Here is a 15030-nt window from a genome sequence, read left to right as displayed (position 1 = left end):
AAATGTTTCTTTTCCCGTGAGAGTCGTTGACAGAGGCGAGTCGGGGATGTGCGTAACAGAGTGTTTTCGATTTGAGCCGTGCCGACTGCAGCCGCTAAAATAGTCGGACCACTGATGAAAGGACATTATTTTTAAATGGCAGAAAAAGCTCGTTCGGACTTCCGCGTCAACGGGCAGCCCACTTTTGTGCTGCACACGTATCCCTGGAAGGAGACCAGTCTGATCGTGGAGTTTTTTACGCGCGATTTCGGCCGCATGTCGCTTGTTGCAAGAGGCGCAAAGCGCCCGATGTCCCAATACAGGGGTTTGTTAAATCCCTTTTGTCCGCTTGCGATTTCTTACTCCGGCAAAGGCGAGATTAAGAATCTGATTCGTGCGGAATGGTACGGCACGATTCCCCTCGGAGAAAAGTTTCTGATGTCGGCGTTTTATATCAATGAGCTTCTGGTGCGGCTTTTGCCCAGAGGAGTTCCGGAGCAGGCGCTGTTTAAATCCTACTACGAGACACTGAAGAAACTCGCTTCGGGCGAAGAGCCGCTTGTGACGCTGCGCTACTTTGAGCTTGATTTTCTGAACGCACTTGGTTACGGCCTGCCTGAGGGTCCCTTTCCGGCATCGAGATACCGCTTTGTGGTGGGGGACCTGATCGCTTCGGACAACACCGCTTTGGAAAACGCCGGGGTCTCTTCCGATACGCTGCGCGCGCTGATTTCCAGAACTCTGCAGCCCGGAGAGCAGGAGAGGGAAGCCCGAATGTTAACCCGTGACCTTATCGGTTATTATCTCGAGGAAATTCCGCTGAACACCCGGCGGATCCTTAATGAACTTAAAAAGATTTAGCAGTTATGAAAAATCCGACACCCGGAAAAAATCCTTTTGAACTGGCTTCCTACGTCGACAAAATGCCGCCTGTGATTCGAGATCTTTATCTTGATATGACGATCGGCTATACCGATTTCGGAGGGCGCACGGGCAGAGCTCGTTTTTATCGCTTTTGGATTTTTACCGTACTTTATTTAGCCGTCCTGATGTGGATCAGCGATACCGCCACAGATACGGTTTTAGTATTTCTCGGACTTCTGATCTGCGGCTGGCTTTACATTGCGGTACCGTCCGCAGCGATTTCGGTGCGTCGTCTTCACGACGCCAACAAATCCGCGCTGTGGGCATGGATGCCGCAGATTCTGATCTTTTACTGCCTTGCGGAATTCGCGATGATGCAGAGCTACAACTGGTTTATTTGGGCGCCGTTAGGCGCGCTCACCGCGGTTTCATTCGGCGTGATGAGTCTTCCGAGTTTTCCGGAGGATAATCGCTGGGGTAAGTACAGCGGCAGCGGAGAGGACAAATGATCGGCGGCTTGGGCTGCGATATCGTAGAAATCGCCCGAATAGAGAAAGCCTGCACAAGACAGCCTAATTTTGCCCGTACGGTGTTGTCTGAAGACGAGCGGGTTGTATATGATCATAGAAATTCGCTATCGCGTGTCCGAGGTCTGCGCTACCTAGCCTCCCGCTGGGCGGCGAAGGAAGCGTTTTCAAAGGCGATGGGCACCGGTTTCAGAGGAAGCGTCAATTTTAGCGATATCAGTGTGCTGAACAATGAGCTCGGGGCGCCGTACCTGAAGTTTGGAGGCGCGCTTGCCGAGGAAATAGAAAGCCGCGCGATGCGGTTTCACATCTCGCTGAGCGATTGTGAAACTACGGCGATCGCCGTAGTGATTTGCGAAAGGAAAGATTAATGGAAAAAGTAGATCGTCCGCTTGGACCCTTGGTGGTTGATATTGCCGGAACGGAACTGACGGATGAAGAAATCAAGCTTCTTCAGCATCCGATGGTCGGCATGGTGATTTTGTTCACACGCAATTTCGAGAATATCGATCAGCTGCACAATCTGACGCATGACATTCACGCGCTGCGCAATCCCCCGCTGATTATCGGCGTGGACCATGAAGGCGGCAGAATTCAGAGATTCCGTGAGGGTTTTACCCGCATTCCTTCGATGAATTCACTTGGTCAGCTTTATGATAAAGAGCCGCAGCGCGCACATAGTCTGGCGGCAGCCTGCGGTTTGGTTATGGCTGCTGAACTTCGTGCCTGCGGTGTGGATTTCACCTTTGCGCCCTGTCTGGACTTGGACTACGGTCAGAGCGCGGTTATCGGCACGCGTTCATTCCATCGCAATCCGAGAGTTGTGAGCATTCTTGCGACCGCGCTGATCGGCGGAATGTCCCAGGCCGGAATGGCCTGTTGCGGCAAGCATTTCCCGGGACACGGCTATGCGTCTGCGGATTCTCATGTTGAGCTTCCGGTGGATGACAGACCCTTATCGGATATTCGCAGCAATGATGAAGTTCCGTATAAATCTCTGGGCGTACTCCTGACATCAGTGATGCCCGCGCACGTGGCCTATTCTCAGGTCGATTCCGCTCCTGCAGGCTTTTCTAAGAAATGGCTTCAGGAAGAGCTTCGGACAAGACTTGGATTCACAGGTTTGATTTTCAGTGACGACCTGAGCATGAAGGGCGCGGCGGAGATCGGTGAGATTACCGCCCGCAGTGACGCGGCGTTTGCTGCCGGATGTGACATGATCCTGATCTGCAACGATCCGGACGGAGTTCAGCAGGTTCTCGCCAACCAGCGCTGGATTCGCACAAAACTCTTTGATGAGCGTTTGGCCAGAATTCTTCCGCGCGGCAAATTCCCGAGCCGTGACGGGCTTGAACTGAATGCCAACTACAAGACGTGTGTGGAGATGATTGAGGCGTTTAACGCTGAACTGAATCAGAAAGCGGAGACGGCTGCGGCGTTTTAACGAGATCGGGATTCAGTAAGGCCGTGCTTGGTGAGCAAATCACTGCGCCGGTCTTTTTTATTCTTTTCGCGCAGCGAAGCACCAATTTATCTTTGGTGATGAGAACGGCAGGCGCCTCACTCACTGCGAGATCGATGAATTTCTGATCCAAAGGGTCTCTGCACCGTGCCTGTGCTTCAGTTGTGACTGCCACGTTTTCTGCGACGGATAAAAAGTCTTTAAGCGCTTCTTCCTGAGCCTTTTGCGTCAGATTAAAAGCCGGTCTGGTCAGTACATCTTTGAATTCATCAATCGCCTCCTGTGTTGTGACGGTTCGGAATTGTCCCGCGCAAGCAGCCTCCCAAAGCGGAGCGGTTGTTTTATCGCGGAAAACAAAGAAATCAAGCAGGAGATTGGTATCAAAGATTACGGTCTGCATAAAAGGAAAGGGCCGCTTTCGCGGCCCGATATCAGAGTCGGTTAGGCCTGTGCAATGATCTGATCGACGATTTCTCTTTCTTCGGTCAGTGCTTTGACATTCTTAGCGATTCTTTCTTTCTGGAAGTCGGAAAGTTCAAGACCTTTAACGATTTCATAGTCACCGTCTTTGCAGACGACCGGGAAGCCGAAGGTGAGACCTTCAGGAACGCCGTAAGAGCCGTCAGAAGGAACAGCCATTGTGACCCAGCGGCCGTTGGAGCCGTTGACCCAGTCACGGACATGGTCGATCGCTGCGTTCGCGGCAGAAGCGGCGGAAGAGTGGCCGCGTGCTTTAATAATTGCGCTTCCGCGGGAAGCGACAGTCGGGATTAAATCTTCTGTGTACCAAGTCTGGTCGATGAGGTTCATGACCGCTTCGCCGCGAACCGTGGCGTTGGTAAGGTCAGGGAACATTGTGCCGCCGTGATTGCCCCATACAGGAAGCTTTTCAATATCGGTGACTTTGCAGTCCAGCTTGTGTGCAATTTGAGAGAAAGTGCGGTTCTGGTCCAAGCGCATCATTGCTGTGAAGTTGCGCGGATTCAGATTCGGAGCGCAGCGGCGGGCAATATAAGCGTTGGTGTTGCAGGGGTTGCCGACGACGAGAACCTTAATGTTGGGGTCAGCGACTTCGTTCATGGCGCGGCCCTGTTCAACGAAAATCTGAGCGTTGGCGGCAAGCAGATCGGAGCGCTGCATGTCGGCGGAACGAGGACGGGCGCCGACGAGCAATGCGATCTGAGCACCGGCGAAGCACTCTTTAGCGCAGCAGGAGGAGCTGACGCTGTTAAGGAGCGGGAAAGCACAGTCGTCCAATTCCATGATGACTCCGCGGGAGGCGGCCATGGAAGCTTCGTTGTTGCGTTCGAGCAGCATAAGATCGATAGGCTGATCCTTTCCGAGCATGTCGCCTGAGCAAATACGGAAGAGCAGCGAATATCCGATCTGGCCCGCAGCTCCTGTGACGGCGACCTTAATTGGTTTTTTCATTTGGAGTATCTCCTTAGTTCTATAAAGATTTAATTGAACACAACCTGATTATTTTATCAGCTGGGTTTGAGGAGAACGCTTTTTAGGCGGATACCGCGGATTTAGTTTCATTCGTATGTTCGGTAGAATTTCCTCATGAAGCCTTTTATCCTGATTTCTCTGATCGCTGTCGAGCTTTTGTGTGCGCCGGTTGCTTTTGCCGAAGTAAAAGCGCATCCGCCGCTTGTGTTCGTTATTAATTCTGCAGTTAATCCGCTGCTGAATCAGGCATTCGTTAACGAAACGATTGAAACCATTCGTCGGAATGTATACCCGCGCAGGCTGGAAGTGAAATACGCCGAGCTTCCGGAAATCGAAGAGATGATGGAGAAGAAGACGGCGGATTTTTATCTCGCAACGAGCAGCACGGTTCGCCGGTTTCAGGATATCGGGCTGCGCGACATGGTGACCGCCTCATCGCCGTTTTCCAAAGATCCGAATAAAAGCGAAGGTTCGCTCATCATCGTGAATGCCGGTCGAAAGGACTTGAACACGATTGACGATTTAAAAGGAAAAAAGGCGGCGGCTGGCAGAGTGACTGCGTTCGGAATGTATCTTGCGGCGATGGGCGAAGTGGCTAAAGCCGGCTACAACCCTCAGCAGTTCTTTTCCGGGACCTCTTTTTACGGGCTTGACCGAGACAAGATCATCGAAGATGTGCTGACAGGAAAAGCAGATGTCGGCATTCTTAGAATTTGTTATTTGGAAGATGCCGTCAATCGAAAAGTTGTGGATCCGACTCGATTGAAATTTATTAACCTTCAGCCGGAAGACGAACATATCTGCCTGCATTCGACTGCGCTGTATCCTAATTGGAGTATTGGTTCAAGCCCGAATCTTCCGGCGGCTTATGTTTCGGCGGTAACAGCCGCGCTTATTCATCAGAAACCGACCGCGCTTGGGATTCATTGGTCGGTCGCGAGCGACTACACTGAACTTGATACGCTCCTTCGCGCGCTGAATCTCGGTGCTTACCAGCGATTCAGCAGGCTTTGGTTTGGGCGGATGCTTCACGAATACAAGTACGTCTTGTTAGGCGCCGGCGCAATGCTTCTTCTTTTGCTCACTTACACGTACTTAGTCTCCAAACTTGTAGAGCGGCGGACTCGACAGCTCAGAGTCTCTCTTGAGCGGGAGAATAAGACGTTTCAAGAGGCAAAAGCTGCTAACGAAAGACTTTTAAGAATGCAGAGAGCCGGGGTTGTCGGTCAGGTCTCCGGACTGATCGCGCATGAACTGAATCAGCCTTTAGCGAGTATTAAGTTATACGCCAGAGCGCTTCAGCGCGCCTCTGAAGCCGGCACGCTCACGGAAGCGAAGATGAAGGAGGTACTTGAAGAGATGCGTGCAGACGCGGATATGGCATCCGCAATTGTCGATCGGGTAAGACAATACGCTAAAGGTCGGGACAGCGGAAGACAGACATTGGCGCTGAGTGAGCTCGCGGCAAAGTCTATTCGTGAATTTAATCGACAGACAGGCTCAGAGTCCGGGATTGTGACATGCTTTAACAGCAGGGCGATAGTATACGTCAATGCCTTGGAAATAGAACTTTGTATTGTCAACCTGCTGAGAAACGCGTCCGAGGCGCTCACCAAACAGAATATCAAGCACCCGAAGATTACCGTCAGTATCTTTGAAGATGCAAAGCGCGCAGAGCTAAGGATCTGTGACAATGGAAATTTATCGGAAGAAAAGCTGAGTCTTTTCAATGAACCGACACAGTCTGACAAATCCTCCGGGTTAGGGCTCGGACTGCAGATTGTTCGCGGAATAGTTGAAAACCACGGCGGAAAGATCTCTTTTAGTCGAAATAACGTCGGCGGTCTTAGTGTTTTAATCACTTTGCCGCTTCATGAGGCGAATCATGGAAAAAAGGCTGCAGAAAACGCTCATACGAATCGTTGATGATGACACATCGTTCTCCGGCGCTCTGAAGTTTCTTCTGGAAACGGATGGTTGGTGCGTAGAGTGTTATTCAGGCGGGAGAGACTTCCTCGTCGGCGACAGCCCGTCCGTGCTCGGCTGCGTGATTTTAGACGTAGCGATGCCCGGGATGAGCGGTCTTGAAGTGCTGGAAGAAATGCGTTCTCGCGGATACGCGACTCCTGTTATTTTTCTGACCGGGCACGGGGACTTGGACATGGCGGTGCAGGCCATGAAGGACGGCGCGGTGGACTTTATTCAGAAGCCTCTTAATGAGTCAAGACTTTTGGAAGCGGTTGCCAAGGCGGTGAAGTGGGATGAAAGTCACCGAGGCTGGACGATTGAATCAACCGATGAGATTAAACGGTTTGAAACGCTGACCAACCGGGAGAAACAGGTGATTCGTCTTGTGGCGTCCGGTCTGATCAATAAGGAAATTGCCGAGAGGCTGTCGCTGTCTGAGAGAACCGTGGAAGTACATCGGCAGAACGCCTCGAGAAAGCTGAAACTTCAGTCGGTCTCCGACATTACGCGTCTTTTGTCGCACATTGACGAAAAAAATTGAAGAGCATTTGATTTTTGTCTTCCTACTTAAGTACCGATTTACCGGATACTCCTTTCATCGAACATCGTTTTGCAACTAATCTGATCTCAGGAGAAAGGCAATGAATAAATTATCTTTAGCGGTTATTTGTGCACTCGGTCTCGGTATGACTGCTGTCAGCGCCGAAGAGGCGGATGTCGTCGTGGTGGGTTCCGGCGGCGCCGGCCTCTCTGCGGCTGTTACAGCAGCTCAAGCCGGTAAGAATGTCATCGTGCTCGAAAAAATGCCGATTATCGGCGGCAACACGCTCAGAGCCGAAGGCGGTATGAATGCCGCAGGCACGCTCCAGCAGCTTGAGCACGGAATTACAAACGATTCAGCTCAGATTATGAGCTTAGACGCTCAGAAGAGCGGCCATTATCTGAACAATCCCGAACTGACCCTGACTTTAGCTGAGAACGCCAAGGACGCCGAACAGTGGCTTCTGTCTTTAGGCGCTCCGTTCTGCCATCGTATGGGCCGCGGCGGCGGTCAGACCAGAGCGCGCGGACACGGCCCCTGTGACGGAGCTCCGGTTGGCGCGGCAGTGGTAAAAGCTCTGTATAGCACCGCATCAAAACTTCCGTCGGTACAGATTCGTCCCTCCAGCAAAGTCACGCAGCTGATTGAAAAAGACGGTAAGGTGGTCGGCGTCAAAGTTGAAGGCAAAGACAAAAAGGAATACACGATTGACGCAAAAGCTGTCGTTCTTGCGACCGGCGGATTCGGCGCAAACGCCAAACTGATTTCTTCTCTGAGACCGGAATACAAAGGCTTTGCGACCACAAATCAGCCGGGCGCTCTTGGTGAGGGTTTGGAGTTGGCAAAGGGCGTTGGTTCTACTTTTGTCGATCTCCGTGAAATTCAGGCTCATCCGACCGTTATTCCGGTTAAAGGTATCCTGATTTCAGAATCTATGCGTGCCAGAGGCGGTTACCTGATCAATCAGGAAGGCAAACGATTTGTCAACGAACTTCTCCCCCGTGACGTCGTTGCCGCCGTGCTCGCGCAGCCTACCGGAAAAGCATGGCTTCTGATTGACGACAAACTCGTCAAGTCCAACAAACTGGCCGCCGGCTATGTGGCCCAGAAACTTGCAGTTTCCGGAAATAACGTATCCGAACTCGCTAAAGCGATGGGTGTTCCCGAAGCCAATCTGAAAGCCGCAATGGCGCAGTACGATGAAGCTTACAAGACGAAAAAAGATACCGCCTTTGATCGTCCTGAAATGATCGCGGCAAACAATGTCTGGCCGATGTACGCGTTCCAGATTACTCCGGCGATCCATCATACGATGGGCGGTGTAAGAATCAATAAGAATGCGGAAGTCATTGGCGTAACCGCAAAACCGATTCCCGGACTGTTCGCAGCGGGTGAAGTCACAGGCGGCGTACATGGCGGTAACCGTGTTGGCGGCAACGCCGTTGCGGATATCGTGACATTCGGAAGAATTGCAGGTGCTAACGCCGCTAAAGCAGCAAACTAATCTGACCGAATAGGTCAAATCGCAGCAGCCCGAGGCTCTCCGGAACCTCGGGCTGATTTTTCTGCTTACCCCGCATTTTTTGCTGAATCGGCACGCATTTTTTCTTCTCTGTAAACATAAAGAAACCTATAATTTAAGTTTGTGTTGCCTCTTAAACACGAAGACACTCGGGAAACCCGAGGCGTCCGTAGGTCCGCTCACGACCGACGAACCCTAACGCGGCAAGAAATTTGTCCAAGGTGAAATTGTGATAAAAGAATTAATTCAGACTTCTTACCTCTTCGGCAGCAACGCTCCTTATGTCGAAGACCTCTACGAGCAGTATCTCGAAGATCCTGCTTCCATCGATGAGAAATGGCGCCAATTCTTTGACCGCCTTCAGCAGACTCCGGCTTCCGACGGACGCGTGGAAACACCTGATGTGCCGCACGCTCCGATCATTGAGGCATTCGCTCAGCGCGCTATGCAGCCAAGAGGCGTCAGCTGCCCGGTCAGCGAAGGTGATCTCGAAATCGCAAGAAAACAGGTTGCCGTTCAGTCCATCATCGGTGCATACCGATTCCTCGGCGCCCGATGGGCAAATCTTGACCCTTTGCACCGCAGAGAACGTCCTAAGATTCCGGAACTTGAGCCGTCTTTCTACGGACTCTCCGACGCGGATATGGACACCGTCTTCTCCGCCGCAAATACGTACTTCGGCGCCGATAAGATGACGCTTCGTGATCTGATCGCGGCATTGCGCCAGACATACTGCGGAGACCTCGGCATTGAATTTATGTACATCAGCGATCCGGTGATTAAGCGCTGGTGGCAGCAGAAACTAGAACCGAACCGTTCGGTTCCTTCCTACGACAACGCAGCCAAAAAACGCATCCTTCAGCGCCTCACGGCGGCCGAAGGTTTGGAGCGCTATCTGCATACTAAATATGTCGGTCAGAAGCGCTTCTCTCTCGAGGGCGGCGAAAGCTTTATCGTTTCTATCGACGAAGTTGTAGAAGCGGGTGCCGAACAGGGCATCGAAGAAATGGTCATCGGTATGGCCCATCGCGGACGTCTGAATGTTCTGGTCAATACGCTTGGTAAATCTCCGAGCGAACTCTTTGCAGAGTTTGAGGGCAAATATAAGAGCAAGGATTTACCAGCCGGTGACGTTAAGTATCACAACGGCTTCTCGAGCGATGTTGTCACTGCGGCCGGCCCGATTCATTTAGCACTTGCGTTCAATCCCTCACACTTGGAAATTGTTGATCCGGTGGTCGTCGGCAGTGTGCGCGCCCGTCAGGACAGACGAGATGATCCGAAGGGACGCCGAGTGATGGGTGTTATGGTTCATGGTGACGCCGCGTTCGCCGGTCAGGGCGTGGTTATGGAAACGCTCAATTTAGCCGATACCCGCGGTTACGGCACGGGCGGCACGATGCATATCGTCATTAACAATCAGATCGGCTTCACAACGTCGGACCCGCGCGATAAGGGTTCGATGACTTACTGTACGGATCCGGCAAAACTGATTGAGGCGCCGGTCCTTCATGTGAATGGTGACGACCCGGAAGCAGTGGCCTACGCGACGCGTCTTGCTATGGAATTCCGCAAGAGCTTTAACCGCGACGTGGTCGTGGATATCGTCTGCTTCCGCCGCCTCGGACACAACGAACAGGATACTCCGAGCCTAACACAGCCTCTGATGTACAAGAAGATCAATGTTCATCCGGGCACGCGTCAGGTTTATGCCGACAAACTAGCGCTTCAGGGCGTGGTTTCTCAGGAAGAAGCCAAAGAGCTTGTTGCTCAGTACCGTAAGAATTTGGAAGAGGGCAGAACGCCGAGAGAAATGCCGCTCATTACCTCTAAGAATCCTTATGCGGTGGATTGGTCAAGCTTTAACGGGCTTTGGAGCGAAGAAGTCCGTACCGGAGTGCCGGTTGATGAACTGAAGCGTCTTGCAGACATCATCACAACAATTCCGGAAGGATTCAAACTGCATCCGCTGCTGCAGAAAGTCATCGGAGATCGTCGTCAGATGAAGGACGGTGCGCTGCGTGTGGACTGGGGGCTTGCCGAACACCTCGCCTTTGCGACGCTTCTCGTGAGCGGCTATTCCGTTCGTATTTCGGGCGAAGATTCCGGCCGCGGCACATTCAGTCATCGTCATGCGGTTTGGCACGATCAGAACCGCGATCGCTGGGATTCCGGTATCTGGGTCCCGCTTGAGCACCTCTCTGAGCATCAGGCGAAATTTACCGTTATCGACTCAGTGCTGTCGGAAGAATCTGTTCTGGCGTTTGAATACGGCTACGCGAGCTCTTCTCCGAAGTGCCTGACGATTTGGGAAGCGCAGTTCGGCGATTTCGCAAACGGCGCTCAGGTCGTGATCGACCAGTTCATCAGTTCCGGCGAAGCGAAATGGGGCCGCAAGAGCGGACTGACCATGCTGCTTCCTCACGGTTACGAAGGTCAGGGCCCGGAACATTCTTCAGCCCGCGTGGAGCGCTATCTGCAGCTTGCCGCCGATACCAATATGCTGATCTGTCAGCCGACAACGGCCGCGCAGATTTTCCATCTGCTTCGCCGCCAAATGGTGGGTTCTGTTCGCAAACCTCTGATCGTTTTCTCTCCGAAGAGCTTATTGAGAAACAAACTTGCGACAAGCGAGCTATCCGAGCTTACCGAAGGAAGCTTCAAGATGGTAATCGGTGAATCCGAACCGATTGAGCCTGATAACGTTCGCCGCGTTTTAATCTGTACCGGCAAGGTTTATTACGACCTGATTAAATATCGCGCCGATCATCAGATCGACAATGTCGCGGTGATTCGTATCGAACAGCTTTATCCGTTCCCGCACAAGACACTCGGAGATGAGCTTAAGCGCTATCCGTTTGCTTCTGAAGTGGTCTGGTGTCAGGACGAGCCTCAGAATCAGGGCGCATGGTTCTATGTCCAGCATCATCTGCTGGAAGAAATGGTTCCGGGAGCCAGACTCGGATACGCAGGACGTCCCGCTTCGTCGTCTCCGGCGGTCGGCTATGCCGGCAAACATGCCGAGCAGCTTAAAGAGCTTCTTGAGAATGCCTTTGGCCGCCTGAAAGGTTTTATCCAGACGAAGTAGTTTGTACAGAGAACAGTAAAGAATTCGGAGTAAAAAATGTCAATTGTTGAAGTTAAAGTTCCCGAACTGTCGGAGTCCGTTTCTGAGGCGAGCCTGATTGAATGGAAAAAGAAGGTTGGCGAGCCGGTGAAGGCCGATGAAATTCTTATCGAGATCGAAACCGACAAAATCGTTTTAGAAATTCCCTCTCCGGCTGACGGAGTGCTCTCAAGTATCGAGCGGCCCAACGGTGCTTCCGTATTGAGTGATCAGCTGATTGCGACGGTTGATACCGAGGCTGTCGCATCCGCTCCCAAGGAAGAGGCACCGAAGGCCGAGGAGGCCGCTCCCGTTCGGCCCGCAGCGCAGACTGCGGCAGCCCCGAAGGCGCCGACCGTGATGCCCGCGGCTGAGAAACTGATGGCCAACAGCGGTATTGATGCGGCGGCAGTCGCGGGAACCGGTTTGGGCGGAAGAATCACAAAGCAGGATGTGCTTTCAATGCTGAAGACACCCGCTCCGGCTGCAAAACCGGAAGTTAAGCCGGCAGCAAAACCCGCAGCCGCACCCCGCGCAGAACTTTCTCCCGCGCTCGGCGATCGTCCTGAACAGCGCGTGCCGATGTCCCGTCTGCGTGTTCGCGTCGCAGAACGCCTTGTTCAGTCTCAGTCCGACTGTGCCATTCTGACGACATTCAATGAAGTGAACATGGCGCCGGTGATGGCGCTGAGAGCGAAGTACAAAGAAAGCTTTGAAAAGAAATACGGCATCAAGCTCGGCTTTATGAGCTTCTTTGTTAAGGCCGCGGTACACGCGTTAAAGCAGTTCCCGATTATCAACGCTTCGATCGAAGGCAGCGATATTATCTATCACGGCTACATTGATATCGGCATTGCAGTGGGTTCCCCGCGTGGGCTTGTCGTGCCGGTTCTTCGTGACGCCGATCAGAAGAGTTTTGCGCAGATTGAGAGAGAAATCGCCGACTTTGCCGCACGCGCCAAGTCCGGCAAGCTGACGCTTGAAGAGTTAACAGGCGGCACATTCACGATTTCCAACGGCGGTGTGTACGGATCTCTGTTCTCAACGCCGATCATCAATCCGCCGCAGTCTGCGATTCTGGGAGTGCACGGCACGAAGCCGAGACCCGTCGCTGAGAACGGCGAAGTCGTGATTCGTCCGATGAATTATCTGGCGATGAGTTATGACCATCGTCTGATTGACGGCAAAGAGGCCGTATTAGCGCTTGTTGCCATGTGCGACGCGCTTGAAGATCCCGCTCGTCTGCTGCTGGATCTGTAGGAGAATTCAATGAGAGAAGATGTTCAGGTTTTTGATGTCGTTGTCATCGGCGCCGGTCCCGGCGGCTATGTTGCGGCGATCCGAGCCGCACAGCTCGGACTCTCCGTTTGCTGCATTGATGACTGGATGAAGGAAGGTAAAGCCGCGCCCGGGGGCACATGCACCAATGTCGGCTGCATTCCTTCTAAAGCGCTGTTGGCGACGGCCGCGCTTTTTGAAGAGATTGAACTTAAAGCGGGTGAGCACGGAATCGAAGTGGATTGTCCCGCGATCGATGTTGCCAAGATGATGGCCCGTAAGGATAAGATTATTCGTCAGACCAATGACGGTATTCTGTATCTTTTCAAGAAGAATAAGATCACCTTCCTTAACGGCAGAGGATCTTTCGCGACTGCAGACGCGGACGGGTATCTGATCAACGTCGACGCGCCGGCAGAGACGAAAGTCATGGCTAAGAGCGTGATTCTTGCAACCGGAAGCAAGCCTCGTGCCCTGCCGAACGTTCCCTTTGATGAAGACCGCATTCTTTCCAACAGCGGAGCTCTCGCGCTGAAAAAAGTTCCGACCACCCTCGGCATTATCGGAGCGGGCGTCATCGGACTGGAAATCGGCAGTATTTGGAAGAAGTTCGGAGCCGATGTCAAAGTTCTTGAGGCGATGCCGGATCTGCTGACGTTTGCAGACTCTTCCGTCACCAAGGAAGCAAAGAAAATCTTTGAGAAGCAGGGGCTTTCCATGGAATTTGGTGTTCGTATCGATCACATTGAAGACAATGGCGAACGCGTCTCTGTTTCTTACACCGACAAGGACGGCAAGAAGTGCGAGATGTGGGTGGAACGCCTTCTTATTTCGATCGGACGCGTGCCGTTCACAGCTTCCCTTGACGCGCCGGTCGTCGGCTTAAAACTCGATGAACGCGGTTTTGTCGAAGTGGACAAAGAGTGCCGTACCAATCTTCCGAATGTCTGGGCAATCGGGGATCTCGTGAGAGGTCCGATGCTTGCGCACAAAGCTGAAGAAGAGGGCGTTGCGGTAGCCGAAAGAATTGCAGGCCGTAAAGCGTTTGTTCATTTGGAGCGCGTCCCCTCCGTGATTTACACCGAACCGGAAATCGCCTGGGTCGGTAAAACGGAAGACGAACTGAAGAAAGCGGGACGAGAGTATAAAGTCGGGCAGTTCCCCTTTATGGCCAACGGCCGCGCACGCGCAGTCGGAGAAACTCAGGGTTTTGTGAAGATGCTTGCGGACGCTCAGACCGATGAAATTCTCGGCGTTCATATCATCGGACCTCAGGCCGGAGAGCTGATCGGCCAGGCCTGTGAAGCGCTTGCATTCGGAGCGACTGCCGAAGATCTCTCACTGATTTGTGAACCGCATCCTTCTTTCAGCGAAGCACTGAAGGAAGCGGCTCTCGCAGTGAATAAAGAAGCGATAAACTTCTGATAATCAGATAAGGGCGGCGCTTGCGCCGTCTTTACTCTTTTTTACGCAACCGAGCTGCTGTATTCGTGCACAATATCGGTTGATTTTTATAAATAATGTATTCGGATCCATCGGAGAGAAGATGAAGATAGCCCACTTACTGCTTTTGCTCGGAAGCTTATGTCTGAACGCTCATGCGGCAGACTATCCGACCAACACACCATTTGCGGACCGCTATCCTCCCGATACGATTACAAACGCACAGAGAGCTCGTGAGGTCATTCAGGCTTACGAGCATGAAAAAAACCTTTGGGACGACTGGTACGAAGCCGAAAAAAAGGCCTGCTACCGGAATTTTTTTGTGACCTACTGCCTCGACAGCGTTCGTGAGGAGCGTTACACGCATATTCAGGAAGCGAGGCAGGTTTGGCTCGTTGCGCGCGATTTCTTACGCAAGGAACGATCCGACGAAGCGGTAAAGACACGCAAAGAAAATGAGGCGAAACAGGCCGCGAAGAACGAGCGCATTGAAGCTGAAGCGGCCGAGCGGGCAAAAGCGAAGAAAAAGCAGCCGGTAAAAACAACACCGTCCTCGAGAAAACCGGCTGAAGCCCGACCGGACAGAACGCTGAGCGCGGAAGAAGAAAAGGCCAACGAAGAGGCTTTTGAACAGAAACAAATCAAGCATCAGGAACGTGTTGCAGAGCAGGAAGAGAAGGCTCCGACACCGCCCTCCGAGACCGAACAGGAACGTATTGACGAGCGCGCAAAACGCCGAGCCGAAGCCGAGAAACGCAAGATTGAAAATATTCGCAAGCGTGAAGCCAAGGCCGCTGAATATGAACGTCAGCTCAAACTGCGTGAAGAGCAGAAAGCTCAGGGACTGGTTAATCAGCTCAATCCCTAAGAAACATCTAAAGGAGTATT

At 52.5% G+C, this 15030-nt stretch carries 13 protein-coding genes; 11 read left to right on the top strand and 2 right to left on the bottom strand.

All coding sequences use genetic code 11. The features are described from left to right. Nucleotides 1-135: 135 nt before the first annotated feature. Genes recO through nagZ form a run of 4 tightly spaced genes read left to right on the top strand, consistent with a single transcriptional unit; the run spans nucleotide 136 to nucleotide 2814 of the window. A complete protein-coding gene (gene recO, locus E5987_RS01480; protein WP_160334312.1) occupies nucleotides 136-840 on the top strand; it encodes a DNA repair protein RecO in 705 nt (234 codons plus the stop codon). 5 nt (nucleotides 841-845) lie between these two features. After that, nucleotides 846-1352, top strand: coding sequence for a DUF805 domain-containing protein (locus E5987_RS01475; RefSeq protein ID WP_160334311.1), 507 nt, complete (start codon nucleotides 846-848; stop codon nucleotides 1350-1352). Then, a complete protein-coding gene (gene acpS / locus E5987_RS01470; RefSeq protein ID WP_160334310.1) occupies nucleotides 1349-1741 on the top strand; it encodes a holo-ACP synthase in 393 nt (130 codons plus the stop codon). Before E5987_RS01475 ends, acpS begins: the two co-directional genes overlap by 4 nt. Further along, complete coding sequence (gene nagZ / locus E5987_RS01465) at nucleotides 1741-2814, top strand: beta-N-acetylhexosaminidase (RefSeq protein WP_160334309.1); 1074 nt, start codon at nucleotides 1741-1743, stop codon at nucleotides 2812-2814. Before acpS ends, nagZ begins: the two co-directional genes overlap by 1 nt. On the opposite strand, the gene E5987_RS01460 is transcribed toward nagZ, so the two are convergent. Further along, complete coding sequence (locus E5987_RS01460) at nucleotides 2768-3232, bottom strand: putative toxin-antitoxin system toxin component, PIN family (protein ID WP_160334308.1); 465 nt, start codon at nucleotides 3230-3232, stop codon at nucleotides 2768-2770. The two genes, nagZ and E5987_RS01460, sit on opposite strands and share 47 nt — an antisense overlap. A 41-nt stretch (nucleotides 3233-3273) precedes the next feature. Beyond that, a complete protein-coding gene (locus E5987_RS01455) occupies nucleotides 3274-4263 on the bottom strand; it encodes a malate dehydrogenase (protein ID WP_160334307.1) in 990 nt (329 codons plus the stop codon). A 135-nt stretch (nucleotides 4264-4398) separates the two neighbouring features. Between E5987_RS01455 and E5987_RS01450 the strand changes: the two genes are divergently transcribed. From E5987_RS01450 to E5987_RS01420, 7 genes are all read left to right on the top strand, one after another. Then, nucleotides 4399-6210, top strand: a complete 1812-nt coding sequence (locus E5987_RS01450; RefSeq protein WP_160334306.1) for a sensor histidine kinase — start codon at nucleotides 4399-4401, stop codon at nucleotides 6208-6210. Continuing rightward, nucleotides 6170-6793 carry a response regulator transcription factor gene (locus E5987_RS01445; protein ID WP_160334305.1) on the top strand — a complete coding sequence of 208 codons (624 nt, stop codon included), beginning with the start codon at nucleotides 6170-6172 and terminating at the stop codon, nucleotides 6791-6793. Before E5987_RS01450 ends, E5987_RS01445 begins: the two co-directional genes overlap by 41 nt. 100 nt (nucleotides 6794-6893) lie before the next feature. Then, nucleotides 6894-8297, top strand: a complete 1404-nt coding sequence (locus E5987_RS01440; RefSeq protein WP_160334304.1) for a flavocytochrome c — start codon at nucleotides 6894-6896, stop codon at nucleotides 8295-8297. Between the two features lie 247 nt (nucleotides 8298-8544). After that, nucleotides 8545-11403 (top strand): 2-oxoglutarate dehydrogenase E1 component, encoded by a 2859-nt coding sequence (locus E5987_RS01435; protein WP_160334303.1) that lies wholly within the window; start codon nucleotides 8545-8547, stop codon nucleotides 11401-11403. A gap of 36 nt (nucleotides 11404-11439) precedes the next feature. Then, complete coding sequence (gene odhB / locus E5987_RS01430; protein WP_160334302.1) at nucleotides 11440-12681, top strand: 2-oxoglutarate dehydrogenase complex dihydrolipoyllysine-residue succinyltransferase; 1242 nt, start codon at nucleotides 11440-11442, stop codon at nucleotides 12679-12681. 9 nt (nucleotides 12682-12690) lie between these two features. Next, on the top strand, nucleotides 12691-14124 hold the full coding sequence (gene lpdA, locus E5987_RS01425; protein WP_160334301.1) for a dihydrolipoyl dehydrogenase: 1434 nt from the start codon (nucleotides 12691-12693) through the stop codon (nucleotides 14122-14124). 121 nt (nucleotides 14125-14245) lie between these two features. Beyond that, nucleotides 14246-15010 (top strand): hypothetical protein, encoded by a 765-nt coding sequence (locus E5987_RS01420; protein ID WP_160334300.1) that lies wholly within the window; start codon nucleotides 14246-14248, stop codon nucleotides 15008-15010. The last annotated feature ends 20 nt before the right edge of the window (nucleotides 15011-15030 follow it).

The sequence above is a fragment of the Parasutterella muris genome (assembly GCF_009767915.1).
GTDB lineage: Bacteria > Pseudomonadota > Gammaproteobacteria > Burkholderiales > Burkholderiaceae_F > Parasutterella > Parasutterella muris.
Note: the sequence above shows the minus strand (reverse complement) of the source record. Positions and strands in the feature narration are given on the sequence as shown.

What these genes read in the sequence shown, in the direction of transcription:
- E5987_RS01445 (WP_160334305.1), top strand. Translation starts at nt 6,170, where the DNA reads ATGGAAAAAAGGCTGCAGAAAACGCTCATACGAATCGTTGATGATGAC.
- recO (WP_160334312.1), top strand. Translation starts at nt 136, where the DNA reads ATGGCAGAAAAAGCTCGTTCGGACTTCCGCGTCAACGGGCAGCCCACT.
- E5987_RS01420 (WP_160334300.1), top strand. Translation starts at nt 14,246, where the DNA reads ATGAAGATAGCCCACTTACTGCTTTTGCTCGGAAGCTTATGTCTGAAC.
- E5987_RS01460 (WP_160334308.1), bottom strand. Translation starts at nt 3,232, where the DNA reads ATGCAGACCGTAATCTTTGATACCAATCTCCTGCTTGATTTCTTTGTT.
- odhB (WP_160334302.1), top strand. Translation starts at nt 11,440, where the DNA reads ATGTCAATTGTTGAAGTTAAAGTTCCCGAACTGTCGGAGTCCGTTTCT.
- E5987_RS01440 (WP_160334304.1), top strand. Translation starts at nt 6,894, where the DNA reads ATGAATAAATTATCTTTAGCGGTTATTTGTGCACTCGGTCTCGGTATG.
- nagZ (WP_160334309.1), top strand. Translation starts at nt 1,741, where the DNA reads ATGGAAAAAGTAGATCGTCCGCTTGGACCCTTGGTGGTTGATATTGCC.
- E5987_RS01450 (WP_160334306.1), top strand. Translation starts at nt 4,399, where the DNA reads ATGAAGCCTTTTATCCTGATTTCTCTGATCGCTGTCGAGCTTTTGTGT.
- E5987_RS01475 (WP_160334311.1), top strand. Translation starts at nt 846, where the DNA reads ATGAAAAATCCGACACCCGGAAAAAATCCTTTTGAACTGGCTTCCTAC.
- lpdA (WP_160334301.1), top strand. Translation starts at nt 12,691, where the DNA reads ATGAGAGAAGATGTTCAGGTTTTTGATGTCGTTGTCATCGGCGCCGGT.
- E5987_RS01455 (WP_160334307.1), bottom strand. Translation starts at nt 4,263, where the DNA reads ATGAAAAAACCAATTAAGGTCGCCGTCACAGGAGCTGCGGGCCAGATC.
- acpS (WP_160334310.1), top strand. Translation starts at nt 1,349, where the DNA reads ATGATCGGCGGCTTGGGCTGCGATATCGTAGAAATCGCCCGAATAGAG.